Source organism: Bradyrhizobium sp. AUGA SZCCT0169 (genome assembly GCF_018130085.1).
GTDB lineage: Bacteria > Pseudomonadota > Alphaproteobacteria > Rhizobiales > Xanthobacteraceae > Bradyrhizobium.
Window position 1 is genome coordinate 1 of record NZ_JAFCMC010000055.1, and the last position, 14615, is coordinate 14615.

General features: G+C 61.5%; 20 protein-coding genes. 8 read left to right on the forward strand and 12 right to left on the reverse strand.

The window, feature by feature from the left end; translation table 11 throughout:
• The first annotated feature begins 201 nt into the window (after positions 1–201).
• A complete protein-coding gene (locus JQ609_RS33360; RefSeq protein WP_212276831.1) occupies positions 202–774 on the forward strand; it encodes a hypothetical protein in 573 nt (190 codons plus the stop codon).
• Positions 775–838: 64 nt separating this feature from the next.
• Complete coding sequence (locus JQ609_RS33365; protein WP_212276832.1) at positions 839–1897, forward strand: alpha/beta fold hydrolase; 1059 nt, start codon at positions 839–841, stop codon at positions 1895–1897.
• 58 nt (positions 1898–1955) lie between these two features.
• Here the strand turns inward: JQ609_RS33365 and JQ609_RS33370 are convergent, their stop codons facing one another.
• Genes JQ609_RS33370 through JQ609_RS33380 form a run of 3 tightly spaced genes read right to left on the reverse strand, consistent with a single transcriptional unit; the run spans position 1956 to position 3696 of the window.
• On the reverse strand, positions 1956–2207 hold the full coding sequence (locus JQ609_RS33370) for a hypothetical protein (RefSeq protein WP_212276833.1): 252 nt from the start codon (positions 2205–2207) through the stop codon (positions 1956–1958).
• 50 nt (positions 2208–2257) lie between these two features.
• A complete protein-coding gene (locus JQ609_RS33375) occupies positions 2258–3316 on the reverse strand; it encodes a S8 family serine peptidase (RefSeq protein WP_212276834.1) in 1059 nt (352 codons plus the stop codon).
• A 14-nt stretch (positions 3317–3330) separates the two neighbouring features.
• Positions 3331–3696, reverse strand: a complete 366-nt coding sequence (locus JQ609_RS33380; protein ID WP_212276835.1) for a hypothetical protein — start codon at positions 3694–3696, stop codon at positions 3331–3333.
• A gap of 153 nt (positions 3697–3849) precedes the next feature.
• Here JQ609_RS33380 and JQ609_RS33385 point away from each other — a divergent pair, with 153 nt between their 5' ends.
• A complete protein-coding gene (locus JQ609_RS33385; protein ID WP_212276836.1) occupies positions 3850–4194 on the forward strand; it encodes an MmcQ/YjbR family DNA-binding protein in 345 nt (114 codons plus the stop codon).
• A gap of 38 nt (positions 4195–4232) precedes the next feature.
• Here JQ609_RS33385 and JQ609_RS33390 read toward each other — a convergent pair whose 3' ends face one another.
• Positions 4233–4904 (reverse strand): hypothetical protein, encoded by a 672-nt coding sequence (locus JQ609_RS33390; protein WP_212276837.1) that lies wholly within the window; start codon positions 4902–4904, stop codon positions 4233–4235.
• A gap of 479 nt (positions 4905–5383) precedes the next feature.
• On the opposite strand from JQ609_RS33390, the gene JQ609_RS33395 reads away from it, so the two are divergent.
• Entirely contained in the window at positions 5384–5989 is a 606-nt protein-coding gene (locus JQ609_RS33395) for a pyridoxamine 5'-phosphate oxidase family protein (RefSeq protein ID WP_212276838.1), read from the forward strand.
• Between the two features lie 31 nt (positions 5990–6020).
• On the opposite strand, the gene JQ609_RS33400 is transcribed toward JQ609_RS33395, so the two are convergent.
• The 4 genes from JQ609_RS33400 to JQ609_RS33415 form a co-directional block, all read right to left on the reverse strand.
• Complete coding sequence (locus JQ609_RS33400) at positions 6021–6407, reverse strand: hypothetical protein (protein ID WP_212276839.1); 387 nt, start codon at positions 6405–6407, stop codon at positions 6021–6023.
• Positions 6408–6418: 11 nt separating this feature from the next.
• Complete coding sequence (gene bfr / locus JQ609_RS33405; RefSeq protein ID WP_192740037.1) at positions 6419–6904, reverse strand: bacterioferritin; 486 nt, start codon at positions 6902–6904, stop codon at positions 6419–6421.
• A gap of 137 nt (positions 6905–7041) precedes the next feature.
• Positions 7042–7302 (reverse strand): bacterioferritin-associated ferredoxin, encoded by a 261-nt coding sequence (locus JQ609_RS33410; RefSeq protein ID WP_212206892.1) that lies wholly within the window; start codon positions 7300–7302, stop codon positions 7042–7044.
• A gap of 181 nt (positions 7303–7483) precedes the next feature.
• Positions 7484–8122 (reverse strand): hypothetical protein, encoded by a 639-nt coding sequence (locus JQ609_RS33415; RefSeq protein WP_212276840.1) that lies wholly within the window; start codon positions 8120–8122, stop codon positions 7484–7486.
• On the opposite strand from JQ609_RS33415, the gene JQ609_RS33420 reads away from it, so the two are divergent.
• Complete coding sequence (locus JQ609_RS33420; protein WP_212276841.1) at positions 8088–8408, forward strand: hypothetical protein; 321 nt, start codon at positions 8088–8090, stop codon at positions 8406–8408. The two genes, JQ609_RS33415 and JQ609_RS33420, sit on opposite strands and share 35 nt — an antisense overlap.
• Before the next feature lie 238 nt (positions 8409–8646).
• Positions 8647–8928, forward strand: coding sequence for a hypothetical protein (locus JQ609_RS33425; protein ID WP_212206534.1), 282 nt, complete (start codon positions 8647–8649; stop codon positions 8926–8928).
• 218 nt (positions 8929–9146) lie between these two features.
• Here the strand turns inward: JQ609_RS33425 and JQ609_RS33430 are convergent, their stop codons facing one another.
• The 4 genes from JQ609_RS33430 to ettA all read right to left on the reverse strand — a co-directional run bounded on the left by JQ609_RS33430 (position 9147) and on the right by ettA (position 13061).
• Positions 9147–10364 (reverse strand): lytic murein transglycosylase, encoded by a 1218-nt coding sequence (locus tag JQ609_RS33430; RefSeq protein WP_212206883.1) that lies wholly within the window; start codon positions 10362–10364, stop codon positions 9147–9149.
• Positions 10365–10393: 29 nt separating this feature from the next.
• A complete protein-coding gene (locus tag JQ609_RS33435) occupies positions 10394–10594 on the reverse strand; it encodes a hypothetical protein (protein WP_212206532.1) in 201 nt (66 codons plus the stop codon).
• 70 nt (positions 10595–10664) lie between these two features.
• The gene (locus tag JQ609_RS33440) at positions 10665–11255 is read right to left on the reverse strand and encodes a TIGR00645 family protein (protein ID WP_212206530.1); all 591 of its coding nucleotides are present in this window, start codon (positions 11253–11255) and stop codon (positions 10665–10667) included.
• Positions 11256–11411: 156 nt separating this feature from the next.
• Positions 11412–13061, reverse strand: a complete 1650-nt coding sequence (ettA, locus tag JQ609_RS33445; RefSeq protein WP_212276843.1) for an energy-dependent translational throttle protein EttA — start codon at positions 13059–13061, stop codon at positions 11412–11414.
• A 262-nt stretch (positions 13062–13323) separates the two neighbouring features.
• Between ettA and JQ609_RS33450 the strand changes: the two genes are divergently transcribed.
• Both JQ609_RS33450 and JQ609_RS33455 read left to right on the forward strand, forming a co-directional pair.
• A complete protein-coding gene (locus JQ609_RS33450) occupies positions 13324–13515 on the forward strand; it encodes a hypothetical protein (protein WP_212206526.1) in 192 nt (63 codons plus the stop codon).
• A 125-nt stretch (positions 13516–13640) separates the two neighbouring features.
• The gene (locus JQ609_RS33455; RefSeq protein ID WP_212206524.1) at positions 13641–14600 is read left to right on the forward strand and encodes a D-2-hydroxyacid dehydrogenase family protein; all 960 of its coding nucleotides are present in this window, start codon (positions 13641–13643) and stop codon (positions 14598–14600) included.
• The last annotated feature ends 15 nt before the right edge of the window (positions 14601–14615 follow it).

A 14615-nucleotide genomic window follows, 5' to 3' on the forward strand; every position in this document is an offset into this window, starting at 1 on the left:
CTCCGTCCAGCCAGCATGGTGAATCAGAAACCTACTGATTTGGGAATCCCAAATCGATTCAACCTAACTCCATCCCGGTTTAGCCGCGAACGCACACAATCCGGTGAACGCGCAAGACAGAAACGGCGACCAACGGTCACGCGCCAGTGAAAGGCATCCGATGATCGTACGGTTCGGCCGCGGCCTAAGCATCCTGCTCGCATGGTTCATCCTGAGCCAAACCAGCCCGGCCTTGTCTCCTCCGCCCTCGCCTGCGCTTGCTGCACCAATGAAGGTCAGCGCAACGTCGCCACGGTGGCGCTGGATTCCGGCAAGCAGCAGGAGATTGAAAGCCTGCGTTTCGGCAGCAAGGCGACCTTGTTCACGGGCGAAGGCGACGTCGAGGGCATCCAGGGCATCGCCACGCCCGCCGGCACCTACAAGCTTTCGGCGCAATGGCGCGAGGACAGGCTCGTGCTTTCATTCCGCGACGCCGCCGGCCACACCGGCACATTAGCGTTGACGCGTTCCCCAACGATCTCGGTGTTCGAGGTCGACCCGCGCGACCGGCCCGACAGGGGCCAGGGACCGACGCTCTACAAGGAATGGAAACTGTCAGCGCCCGCCTCAGGCAGCGGCGTCTTTCAGCCCGGTATCGCAAGGCAGCAGATCCTGACGCTGATCCTGCAGGGCGGCGGCAACTCCTGCACCTCCGGGGTCGACTTTACGCACTGGACGCTGGTGATGCAGGGTCCGAAAGCCAATTACACGCTGTACGGCAATCTGGTGCGGTAAAACGCCCTTGTGATATGCTCCCCAACAAGTGGCCCAAGAGAGCGCCGCATCAGGGGAGATCAGCATGAATTTTTCGCAAATCACGTTGACGGCCGCACTCGCCTTGACCTCCTTCGCCGCATCTGCCGCAGATTATCCGGCGCCCAAACAGGGCGACTGGATCGCCAGGGATTTCAAATTCCACTCCGGCGAAACCATGGAGCTGCGGCTGCACTACACCACGATCGGCGAGCCGACCGGCCAGCCGGTGCTGGTGCTGCATGGATCGGGCGGCTCCGCCACCAACATGCTGACGCCGACCTTTGCCGGCGAATTGTTCGGCCCCGGCCAGCCGCTCGACGCGGCGAAGTACTACATCATCATCCCGGACGGGCTCGGCCACGGCAAATCGTCAAAGCCCTCCGACGGCATGAAGACGGCATTCCCGAAATACAATTATGAGGACATGGTCGACGCGCATTACCGCCTGCTCAAGGAAGGCCTCGGCGTGAAGCACCTGCGGCTGGTGATCGGTAATTCGATGGGCGGCATGCACACATGGATCTGGGGCGGCAAATATCCGCAGTACATGGACGCGCTGGTGCCGATGGCCGCGCAGCCGACCGAGATGGCGGCGCGCAACTGGATGCTGCGGCGGATGATGCTGGAAACCATCCGCAACGATCCCGACTACAACCGCGGCAACTACGTCACCCAGCCGCGCATGATGAAATACGCCATCGCCGCCTATGGCATCGCCACCGGCGGCGGCACGCTGGCCTATCAGATGCTGGCGCCGACGGGCGCGAAGGCGGACAAGATGGTGGACGACCGGCTGGCGCTGCCGATTACGGCCGATGCCAACGATTTCATCTATCAGTGGGAAGCCTCGCGCGACTACAATCCGTCCGCGGGCCTCGACAAGATCGAAGCGACGCTGCTGGCGATCAACGCCGCCGACGATGAGCGCAATCCGCCGGAAACCGGCGTCACCGATGCCGCGATGAAACGCGTCAAGAACGGCCGCCTGTTCCTGATCCCGGCTTCGACCGAAACGCGCGGACACCTCACCACCGCCAACGCCGCATTCTACAAGAAGCAGTTGCAGGGGTTGCTGCAGGCCGCGCCGCAGCGGAACATGTGAGCCGGCGCACAAACCGGATCGCCCGATAGTGGCAGAGCCTATCCGGTAACAGCCGGGCTTACGCCTTGAGACTGCGCCCGGGGGAAGCCTCGACATATTCGATATCGCGGCCGAAACCGGTCAAAGCCGCCTTCAGAGCTTTGACATCCTTGGCGTCGGCCTTCGCGACGGTGAAAATCGACGCGAGCTTCGGACGCTTCTGGCCGGGATACAAACTTTTCGCAACGAAACCCGCACGCTCAAGCGCGTCGACAATCTCCTGACGCCTGTCGTGGTCGACGGAATCGCTGAATTTGAACTGGACCGACATTCCCCTTAGTTGGGCCACCCCCGTTGCCTAATCAAGCCGACTTCCATCCGCTATGCCTGCTTTTTCGCCTTCTTTTTTGCTTTCTTCCTAGCCTTCTTTTTTGCTTTCTTCTTCGCACCCGGCTTCGCCAGCGCAGCCGCGAGATCAAGCAGGCCTGAACCGTATTCCTGCGTGAACTTCTTTTTCTTCATCCCGGCCACCTTCTTGGCCGTCGAGGTCAGCCGCTCCACCACGGCGTCGGCCGCGGCTTTCGACTTTGCGGTACGGCCATAAACCAGTGCGGCCGCGCCGGCCACATGCGGCGTCGCCATCGATGTGCCCGGCCAGGAGTCGTAGTCCGTGGTGTCCGCAAAGCTCGCCTTGACGCGCGGCACGGTGGACAGGATGTTGACGCCGGGCGCCACCAGCCCGATATGCGCGCCGGTGCAGGAGAACGACGCCCGCCTGTCGGTTTCGTCGGCGTCGACGGCAAGCGCGCCAGGGTAACCGGCCGGGAACTCCTTCGGATTACCCTTCTCGAACTCGTTGCCCATGGCAGCCACGACGACCACGCCGGCATCCGCCAACTCCTGGAAAATGGCGGCCTCCGCCCTGGAATTTTCGGTGCCACCGATGCTGAGGTTGACGACCTTGATGTCCGAATCGAGCGCGGCCGCCAATGCCTGGCTGTAATACTCGAAGTTGAAGTTCTGCTCGGCGCTTCCGGGCTTCGGATCGTCGAATATCTTCCAGCAATGCAACCGGCAATTGGCGACGCCGGCGACCCCGATCGAATTATTGACGATGGCGGCGATCGTGCCGCTGACATGCGTCCCGTGACCGAGAAAGTCCCGGGAGACGTTGCCGTCATGGTGATAGGCGTCGATCGCTTTCTTGAGGTCGGGATGCCCCTCGTCGATGCCGCTGTCCAACACCGCGACATGGATCTTGCTGGCGTCGGGATGCGATCCGTCGAACCACCGGATCGCACGCAGTCCCCACTGGCGATTGACCATGGGATCCGCCTTGCTCAGCCAGCGGTTTGGAACGGGCTCGACCAGATCGATTGCTTTCGAGGCCCGCAGCCGCTTCAGCAGCGCGGTGGTGGCTTTCTTTTCCTTGACCTCCACGAGTTGAAATCCGGTCAGGGATTTTCTCGAATTGGTCGACGACCTGGCGAGAGCACCATGAACGGATGCGAGCGCCATGACTCCAGGCCGCGAAACCTCCGTCCCCCGCCGGTAACAAAAAGCGGCTTCATCGACTGAAGACCGGCTTCGTTCCTGAGCATTTCGAGCGGGCCGGCAACCTCGTCCGGCATGGCACGCGCCGCCATGCGGGCGGTCGCCGTCGAGGCCAATGGGCTTGCCGCGACGTGTCTGACGGCAGATGTCTTGAAGCGGATAATGAACTGGCCCGCGACGTGGTTGCTCTGGGAGGAAGTGCGCAGTTCCGCATGTCGTCGTGATCTGCCAGCGGTTTCGACTTGCCTTGTACGTTGTGTTGCCATGGGCCAATTCCTTCAAATAGTAGGAATAAAATAATACCCGTTATAAGCGAAAATATCCTCCCGCGCTACTCCGAACAAGAGCCCGGGACCGGCAATGTCGACGGCACCGCGCAAGTGATGCTAAGGCAACGTTGTGCTGGATGTGAGCGCTCGATGTCGTCGCACCGCTTTCGCTTGATTGCACTTGGTCTGTCCGGAGTGATCGAAGGCTCGCACCAGGGCCACGCCGACTTCCGCTTCGGCAAACGCATCTTCGCTACGCTGGGCCATCCCGACGAAAACTGGGGCACGGTGAAGCTGACGTACGAGCAGCAATCGATGCTGGTAGAGGCGGAGCCCGAAATCTTCCGCCCGGTGCCGGGTGGATGGGGCAAACAGGGCTACACCAATGTTCGCCTGGCCAAGGCCAATGCGGCGACGCTAAAAAGCGCGCTGACAATGGCCTGGCAGAATGTCGCGCCGAAGGCATCCGCCAAGCGACGCGGGATGACGCAATAGCGATTGCTGCAATCCCATAGTTCCTTTCCATTGCTGCATCATCCGTCGACCTGCCGGGGTATTCGAAGCTCGGGACAACTACCCCATGGGACGTTGCGCGCGCGATTCTTGTCGGGGGTACCTTTCAGCCCGGCATGCAGAACGTTCACGTCCTGCAACTCGTATCGGCCGGTGGCAAAGTCATGAGAAAAGATCACGTCAATGGTTGTGTGCGACCATATCAGGCAAAGAACACACACAGGCGCGAAACGCACTTGCGGCAAGTAGTATGTGAAACGGACACGCGAACCGGAGCGATCCCCTCGCGCGTCCGGCACTTCCTGAGTCTGGACGTATTCTGCGCCCATGCTGCGCATAACGGCATGGCCTGAAGCCAGCAGCCGATTCATGGACGCGCCGGGCCCGGCAAGTTCTCTGACATGTGAGAGAAGCTGATCATTGATATTGCTGTTGAAGGTTGCTGTCGGGCCTCGAAAGCCATTGTCCGACGGCCAAAACACCCCATTCGACAGACCGGGCCATACTGTCCAGCGTTGCGCGCCGGCCCGAGACAGGATGCGCTCGTATTCAGCAACGCTAATCGAACCGACGGCGCATTTCTCCAGCCCGACGAGTTCGGTAAAGCTGAAAGCCCAGAGCAAGACGGGGAGCGCAAACAGCAATCCCACGGGTGAAAGCAATCCTATCGCAATCTTCGGGTTCGTGCTCAACGCGTTTCCAATCGTGAAGATTGACCGTAGAGCGGTTCCTTCCCCCGATCACGGGGGGTCAGGCCGGATATTAGGCAACTTGCTGCGCACAGCTCACCACGAATCTGCGCGCACGGTCGATAGCACGTTCGTGCTGCGCTTATTTCAAGCCAGCAATCAGCTCGGCGCGACGAATGAGCTAGCCTCGCCTCGCATCAAACTGTGTAAGGACGATCAGCCAGCAGTCCCGATTTCGCACCGCATCAATTCCACTTCACTATCGTGCCAGCGCCACGATCGCGGCAATCCGATCGCCGAAGCCGTGGTGCTTACGTGCTTCATCGTGGCAGCATCATCAGCTGTTTTGTGCCGGCGGACGCGGTGCAAGATATCGGCAGCGTCCGGGACCGTAGGACCGTTCCAAAAGATAATGGGTGGTCGCCGGAATATCGCGATGGTACCTTCACGTTATCGCGCCGCATTCATTCAGGAGATTCGCCTTGACCGACTTTGCCGCCAGCGACCTCGCCGCGATCTATCCTGCCCCCTCGCCGCGCGTGATCGCGAAGGCGCGGCCCGAGATCGACGTGCATGCGAAGAAGTTCATCGGCATGTCGCCGTTTTGCGTGCTGGCTACATCGGGCTCGGACGGCGCCGTCGACGCCTCGCCGCGCGGCGGCAATCCCGGCTTCATCCATGTCGCCGGACCGAAGGCGCTGCTGATGCCGGACCGCTCCGGCAACAACCGGATCGACAGCTTTCGCAACATTGTCGAGGGAAGCGGCTTCGTGCAGCTGATCTTCTTCGTGCCCGGGATCGACGAGACGCTACGCGTCGGCGGCAAGGGCAAGGTATCGGCGGATCCCGAACTGATGGCGTCGATGGTGGAGTTCGGCAAGCCACCGCGCGCGGTGCTGCACATCGACGTGCACGAGGCCTATTTCCACTGCGGCAAAGCACTGATGCGCTCAAAGCTGTGGGCGGGCGATACGCGGGTGGAACGCGCCGTGATGCCCAGCATCGGCGAAGTCATTCACGACCAGACCGGCCTTGGCGAGCGGGAAAGCCAGGAAATGATTTACGAGCGCTACAAGACGCAGCTGTAAGGGAAGGTCGAACCTGGTGCGGTTGCCGGGATCAGCGATCGGTCGCAGGGCTGCTTGCGCTACCGGCCAGGCGAAGTTGGGCCAGCCGCACTTCCCTGTCTGCAATCCATTGCTCTACTTTTTGAGCCTGGCTTGAGCCGAACTCGAATTCCCCCATCGGCGTGCCCGCATCGATCCATCGCCGGTTGCTGGCAGGCAAGAACCAGACAAGCACGGCAATAGCCGCCGCCACGGCCACAGCGAGCGCGCCCATCACGAAATCGGCCCACAAGAGATAGCCAAGGAAAACGGCAAGCGCGGCGAGCATGAACATGCTGCCGCGCTTCATCACCCGCCCATTACGCTCGAGATGCGCATAATGCGATCTCAGCTCCGCCAGCTCTCGCTCGAGCCGGGCAATTTCCTCAGAGGGCGCCATCGCGCCTCCGCTCAGTGCTCGCTCTCGAGCCCGCCGACATGCTTCTGGGTGTAGAGCTCAAGCCCGATGCGCTTGATCAGGTCGAGCTGGGTCTCGAGGAAATCGATGTGATGCTCCTCGTCCTTCATCAGCTGCTCGAACAGGTCGCGTGAGACGTAATCCTTGACACCGTGGCAGTGGGTAGCGGCTTCCTGGTAGAGCGCGCGCGCGGATATCTCGGAGGCCAGATCGCATTCGATGATTTCCAGGACGTTCTGGCCGATCCGCAAGGGATCGAGAACCTGCAAGTTGGGAAAGCCGTCGAGGAACAGGATCCGGTCGGTGAACTTGTCGGCGTGTTCCATCTCCTCGATGGATTCCTTGCGCCAGACCTTGGCCATATTCAGCAGGCCCCAATTGTTCAGGAGCCGGTAATGCAGCCAGTACTGGCTGATCGCGGTAAGCTCGCTGCGCAGGCCCTTGTTGAGATAATCGATGACTTTTGGGTCGCCCTGCATTGGTGCACTCCGGGTTTTTGAGGCCAAATCGGCCCGAAACGGTATTTAGAACGTTTCTAAATCAGTTTGGAGGCAAGAGCAATGGTTCCCGCAAAAAAGCGGTGGGGAACCGATCTATCCAGCGGATTGGGAAGGTATCAGGAGGCGGCGAGCGCGAACTCGTGGGCCTGCTCCTCGGTCACGGCGTGACTATGCGGGCAGCCCGAACAGCAGGCCTTGGCGCAGGGACCCAGCGCTTCGTCGATGATGGCCTTGATGGTACGCGCGCAGCGACCGCACTCGGCGCTGCAGCCGAGGCATCCGTAGATCTGCTTCGGATTGCGCGGCAGGTCCGAAGCTGCACTGACGGCATTGCGGACATCATGGTCGCTGAGGACGTTGCAGGAACAGACAATCATGAAGTCGGCAGGCCCTTCGGTGATGCTCGTGATCATCGATATTGAAGGGCCGGCCCCGATGCAAAAGGAAAAACCGTACTTTCAAGCAATTCCAAACTGACGCCGGAGCAGTTTGGAACGAGTCTAAAAAGTCCTTGTCTAGCAGGCACAAATGGCAGATTTCCGAGGTAGCTCCGTAACGTCAATCGCTATCACTGCTCCCGTTGTCACTGTCACTGTCACTGTCGCTATCGCTGTCACTGTCGCTATCACCACCGCTGTCGTCTCCCCCGCTATCGTTGCTGCAGGAATCGCTCGACGAGCTGGAATTTTCAGACGGATTGGAACTGTCGGACGAACAGTTCGAAGTGAAATTGTCGGTCGGGCTGGAATTGCTGGACGAGCAGTTCGAACTGGAATTGTCGCTGCTGAACAGGTTGGCGATACTCCAGCCAGCGCTGCCGCCGCCGCTGCTGGAACCAACGCTGTAATCATTGCGGTCGCGGTCGCTCGCCGAGATGCTGCGCCATACGCTGGTATCCTGCGTCCGGGTCATCATCCAATAGCACATCGCTGACATGCTGCCGGCCGCGATCAGAAATGTTGTCACGTCGCTCATCCCGGAATCCTCTTCAAAAGCGGCTGGGAAAGGGGCCTTTTGCACCGCAATGAAGCCCAACCGCACGCCCCTTCGTCGCCAAATGAGGCGATGCCGTTCATTGATAATTTCAGCAAAATATGGAACTTTCCGCTGCGACGGACCGCTTTCCCCGCCGTCCTTTTGCTCCATCAGAAAGGTGAGGCCCATGAAGAAGACATTGATGGCGCTGACTGCCGTCACCGCTTTGGCTGTGTCCGCGGTAACTGTTCCAGCTCCCGCCCATGCGCAGCGTGGCGTAGCGGCCGGCGTCGCAGCCGGATTGATCGGCGGCGCCATTGTCGGCGGCGCGATCGCCTCGCAGCACGGCTATTACGGTGGTCCGGGCTATTATGCGCCGGCCCCGGGCTATTACGGCGGCCCGGCCTATGTTGCCGAACCCGGCTACGGTCCGGACTGCATCTGGCAGAAGCAGCGCTTCTGGGACGGCTATGGCTGGCGGGTCCGCAGCGTCCGGGTTTGCGACTAAACACCCGTTCACCTTCATTAAATCGCACGCCAAGTCCCGGAAACCCGATGGGTTATCCGGGACTTGGCCATTCCATGGCCAGAAAAAACCGCTTTTTTCGACCATCAAGACTGCACGTTTACTTTCGGTTGACCGTTGTGCGCTTTTTTGACTGACGGCCAATTCGAGTACGGCGTGTGTGCCTAACCCTAAACCCGGCGTCGGCTGATCAGGCGCCACCTCCAGGAGAGCCCCCAACATGAAGAAGACATTTGCTGCCTTCGTCGCGGCCGCAACGATTGCCGGTTCGCTCGCTGCGGCACCCGCACCCGCGAACGCCCAGCGCGGCGTGGCAGCTGGCGTGGTCGGCGGCCTGATCGGCGGCGCGATCATCGGTGGCGCGATCGCCTCCAGCCGCCCCGCTTACGGCTACGGCGGGCCGGTCTATGTGGAAGACGCCCCCCCGGCCTGCCGCCTGGTTCGCGAGCGCTTCTGGGACGGCTACGGCTGGGCCTACCGCCGCGTCGAAGTCTGCCACTGATCTGACCGACCGGCGCGCCTGCGCGCCTTGCGAGTTCAAGCCCGGCCGGGATCCTCGGCCGGGTTTTTTCGCTTGTTTCTCCTCATCCCCGGACGAACGCACTTGCGTTCGCTCGGGAGGAGCGGTCGTCAGGCCGCGTCTCGAAGGATGCAGGCCCGTCTGTGGCCTCATGGTTCGAGACGGCGCGTTGCGCCTCCTCACCATGAGGATAGACCGCGTCAGCGCGACGAGCTGATCGAACGCAGCACCGCTTCGCTCGGCCAGCAATCGACCTTCAATCCCGCGGATTTCTGATAGGCCCCCAGCGCCGCGCGGGTCTGCATGCCGGCCTTGCCGTCGAGCTTGTCCTTGTAGAGGCCGATCCGCGTCAGATGACGCTGCATGGCTTCGACGTCCTTGCTGCGCATTTGCGTCGATGCCGACCATGGCGTCGCGAACGGCAACGGGTTCGACATGCGGTCGGCGAGATGGCCGACGAACAGCACGTACAAATCAGAAAAGTTATATTCCTTGATCACGAAGTAGTTCTTGGTGGTCAGGAACGCCGGACCATAGATGCCTTCGGGCTGCAGCAGCGAGGCCGGCTGGGCCTGTTCGACCGCACTCAGCTTCGCGCCGCGCACCGGCACGAACCCTGCGCGCAGCCATTCGCCGATCGGCTTGCTCACCTCGGGCACGCCCATGGTGCAGTCGGCATTACCAGGCGCACGCACTTCATAGGCCCAGCGCAAGCCCGGCTGCCAGCCTTTGTTGACGAGTTGCTGGGCGGCGGAGGCGAGCGCGTCGGGTACCGAATTCCAGATGTCGATGCGGCCGTCGCCATCGAAATCGACACCATGCTTGTAATATTCGCCCGGCAGGAATTGCGTCAGGCCGGTGGCGCCGGCCCAGGACGAGCGCATGTCCTTGCGCGTCACCGCGCCCTCGCCGAGGATCTTCAGCGCCAGAATGAATTCGGCGCGGTACTGATCCTTGCGCCGGCCGATATAGGCCTGCGTCGCCACCACGCGCACGGTGTCGTAAGGCAATCGATGACGGCCATAATCGGTTTCGCGGCCCCAGATCGCGAGCACGACCGTCGCGGGCACGCCGAAGCGGCTCTCGATCTGGCTGAGCGCTGTGCGATGCTTTTGCATCAGCCTCTGCCCCTCCGCCGCCAGCCGCGCGATCGACGCCTCCTTCACGTAATCGGCCGGCACCTGCACGAACTCGGCCTGCGACGGCGCGCCCGTAGCGGGCCGTCCCGGCAGGATCAAATCGGGCAATTTGTAATCCGGCTCGAGGCCGCGGGTTTCGGCGTCAAACGTCGCCCGCGAAACGCCGGCGGCCTGCGCCTCCGGCCACAGGGAGGCGATGAACTGCGTGAAACCGGCATCCGCGGCGCGGGCTGGGCAAGGCGGCAGCAGAGCCACCAACAGGAGACCAATGGCAGGCAGCGAGCGTACCGCCAATCGTAATGCCTCGCTCACGCGTCGGTCAGGTCGAGACGCCGCTCGATACGCTCGATGCGCACGTCCATCCGGTCGAGCCGATTGGACATATTGGCATACTGGTTCTCGAGATTGCCGACGCGATGCTTGATCTCGCGAATTTCATCGCGCACGTCATCGATCGCCCCACGAATATGGCGCAAATGCTCAAGCACGATGTTGTCCGTGTCAGCCATGGTGCAAGACTATCATAGCACCCCGTCATTGTGAACCACGACGCTGGGTCCTGACACCGCCCCACCGCCCCTAATGCGAGACGGCGTGTTTGGCATTCTCCGTGGAATCATTCGACAGCTTGTCGACATAGGCAATGCCGATCGCCGACAGAATGAAAACCGTGTGGATGATGGTCTGCCACATCACGCCGGTTTCGGTGTAGACGCTCTTGCCCGAGGCCAATGCACCGGCCTCGATGAAAGTGCGCAACAGATGGATCGACGAGATGCCGATGATCGCCATCGCGAGCTTGATCTTGAGCACGCTGGCATTGACGTGGCTGAGCCATTCCGGCTGGTCGGGATGCCCTTGCAGATTGAGCCGGGAGACGAACGTCTCGTAGCCGCCGACGATGACCATCACCAGGAGGTTCGAAATCATCACCACGTCGATGAGGCCGAGGACCGCCAGCATGATCTGCTGCTCGCTGAAATCGAAGGCGTGGGCGAACAGGTGCCACAATTCCTTCAGAAACAGCACGACATAGACGCCCTGCGCGACGATCAGGCCGATATAAAGCGGCAATTGCAGCCAGCGCGAGCTGAAGATCAGCATCGGGATCGGACGTAATGCCTTCCTCTCAGCTGGGGGCGGCAAGGGCGTTTCCGGCGTCATGGACATGATCGGGGATCTCTCTGTGCGGGACTCAAGTGGGCAATCGCGGCCAATCTAATAGCCGGATATGGCACATTCCGGACGAGCGGAACTGAGCGGCCATTTGGCGCAGGCGGAGTAGCGCCTGCGACACGGCTTCGTCATCTCAACGCGAACCACAACTCAGCGCGTCAGCTTCTTGTACTTCACGCGATGCGGGATGATGGAATCCTGGCCCAGTCGACGCATCTTGTCCTTTTCGTAATCCTGGAAATTGCCTTCGAACCATTCGACATGGCTGTCGCCTTCGAAGGCCAGGATGTGGGTGGCGATACGGTCGAGGAACCAGCGATCATGGCTGATGATGACGGCGCAGCCGGCGAAATTCTCCAGCGCCTCTTCCAGCGCGCGCAGCGTGTCGACGTCGAGATCGTTGGTCGGTTCGTCAAGCAGCAGCAGGTTGGCGCCGGACTTGAGCATCTTGGCCAGGTGCACGCGGTTGCGCTCACCGCCCGACAGCGCGCCGACCTTCTTCTGCTGGTCGGCGCCCTTGAAGTTGAACGACGAGCAATAGCCGCGCGAGTTGACCTCACGCTTGCCCAGGAGGATCAGTTCATTGCCGCCGGAGATTTCCTCCCACACGTTCTTCTTGCCGTCGAGGTCGTCGCGCGACTGGTCGACGTAACCGAGATGCACGCTTTCACCGACGGTGATCGTGCCCTTGTCCGGGATTTCCTGCTGGGTGATCATGCGGAACAGCGTGGTCTTGCCGGCGCCGTTGGGGCCGATCACGCCGACGATGCCGCCTGGCGGCAGCTTGAAGGTGAGATCGTCGATCAGCATGCGGTCGCCAAAGCCTTTGCTGAGGCCTTCGAAATCGACGACGTTCTGGCCGAGCCGCTCGGCCACGGGAATCGTGATTTGCGCGGTCTGGGTCTGCTTCTCGCTGGCCTGTTTCAACAGGTCCTCGTAACGCTGGTAACGCGCCTTGGACTTGGCCTGGCGCGCCTTGGGCGAGGATGCGATCCATTCCTGCTCACGGGCGAGCGTCTTCTGATGCGCGACGTCCTCGCGGCCTTCCTGCTCGAGGCGCTTCTGCTTCTGCACCAGCCAGGACGAATAATTGCCCTCGTAGGGAATGCCCTTGCCGCGATCGAGCTCGAGGATCCAGCTCGTGACGTTGTCGAGGAAGTAGCGGTCATGGGTCACGATCAGGATCGCGCCGGGATAGTTGCGCAAGTGGCCTTCCAGCCACGACACCGACTCGGCGTCGAGATGGTTGGTCGGTTCGTCCAGCAGCAGCAGGTCCGGCTGGTCGAGCAGCAGCTTGCATAGTGCGACGCGGCGGCGCTCACCGCCCGACAGCTTGGTGACGTCGGCATCGTCGGGCGGGCAGCGCAGCGCGTCCATCGCCTGGTCGACCTTGCTGTCGAGATCCCAGAGGCCGGCAGCCTCGATCTCGTCCTGCAGCTTGGTCATCTCGTCGGCGGTCTCTTCCGAGTAGTTCATCGCCAGTTCGTTATAGCGATCGAGGATCGCCTTCTGCTTGGCGACGCCCAGCATGACGTTCTCGCGGACCGTCTTGGTCTCATCGAGATGCGGCTCCTGCTCGAGGTAGCCGACCCGGGCGCCCTCGGCGACCCAGGCCTCGCCGTTATATTCCTTGTCGAGGCCGGCCATGATCCGCAGCAAGGTCGATTTGCCGGAACCGTTGACGCCGAGCACGCCGATCTTGGCGTCCGGGTAGAACGACAAATGAACGTTATCGAGCACCTTGCGGGTCGGGTAGCTCTTGGTCAGACCCTGCATGAAATAGACGAACTGGCGAGCCATCGCGATCCCTTGAAACCAGAGGATTTATGGAAATTTTGCTGCCGCTGATGTAGCGGCGCGGCCCCCAAAGGGCAACCGCGGGAACGCGTTTTCTGTTCGTTCACCACGGATGAATACGGGATGGTCACCATGTGCGCCCATGTGTGCGCCGGATCACGACAATTGAAACCAACTTTTAATAAATCAGGCCAAAAGTCGTTCAAGACGCCGAAAAACGGCGTCTCCGCGGCGAAACCGCGAATGGCAACCAGAGACCCTCGTCATGGCGACGACCAACTCAGCATCCCTTTCCACCCCGGCGCACGGCCACGGCCTTGCCAAGCCGCTCGCCGAACTCCGCAACTTCTGGCGCCAGTTCGTGGCCAAGGCCTTCAACACCTACCGTCCGGAACTGCACTATATGCGCGGCCCCGGCCCCGCCTGGCGCGCCAAGCACCTCGCCCGCTCGAACTGAGCTTCCCGGAATTTTGACCTGGCCCTGCTTTTAGGCCGCTTGCGCGCCTGTCGATTGCGCGCGACCATGGTTATCTCCCCTGACGGCCCATTCCGCCGTCACCCTCGCCATGATCGGACTTTCCAATGACGCGGCTGCGCTGTGCAATCCTCGACGACTATCTCGATGTAGCCTTGAAGGTCGCGGACTGGTCCGAAATCGCCGACCGGGTCGATGTCACCGTCTTCAACCAGCCGTTTGCGAACGCGGAAACCGCCGCCAGTGCGCTGAAGGATTTCGAGATCATCTGCGCGATGCGCGAGCGCACGCCGTTTCCGCGCACGATGTTTGCGGCGCTGCCGAAACTGAAACTGCTGATCACCTCCGGCATGCGCAACGCCGCGATCGACATGGAAGCCGCCAAGGACCACGGCGTGCTGCTGTGCGGCACGCAATGGGGCCGCGATCCCACCGCGCCGCTGACCATGGGCCTGATCCTGGAATTGACCCGCAATATCGGCCGCGAGAATGCGCGCATGCATGCCGGCGAGCCCTTGCAGAAATTCGTCGGCATGGAGATCGAGGGTCGGACACTCGGCGTGATCGGCCTCGGCAAGCTCGGCACCAAAGTGTCAAAACTAGCGCAGGCCTTCGGCATGAACGTGATCGCCTGGAGCCCGAATCTCACGCCCGAAAAGTGCGCGGAAGCTGGCGTCGGCTACGCTACCAAGGAAGAGCTGTTCGCCACATCAGACATCGTCACCATCCATGTCGTGCTGGGCCCGCGCTCACGCGGGCTGGTCGGACGGGAAGATCTCGCCCGCATGAAGCCGACCGCCTACCTCGTCAACACGGCGCGAGGGCCAATCGTCGATGAAGGCGCGCTGCTGGAGGTGCTGACCGAGCGAAAGATCGCGGGCGCCGGCATCGATGTGTTTTCGGTCGAGCCGCTGCCGGTCGACCATCCCTTCCGCAAGCTCGACAACCTCGTGCTGACGCCGCATCTCGGCTACGTCACCGAGGACAGCTTTCGCAACCACTACCGCCAGATGGTCGAAGGCATCGACGGCTGGTTCAAGGGCGAGGCGCCAAGGAAGCTGGCCTGAGGCCGCAGGTCTCAG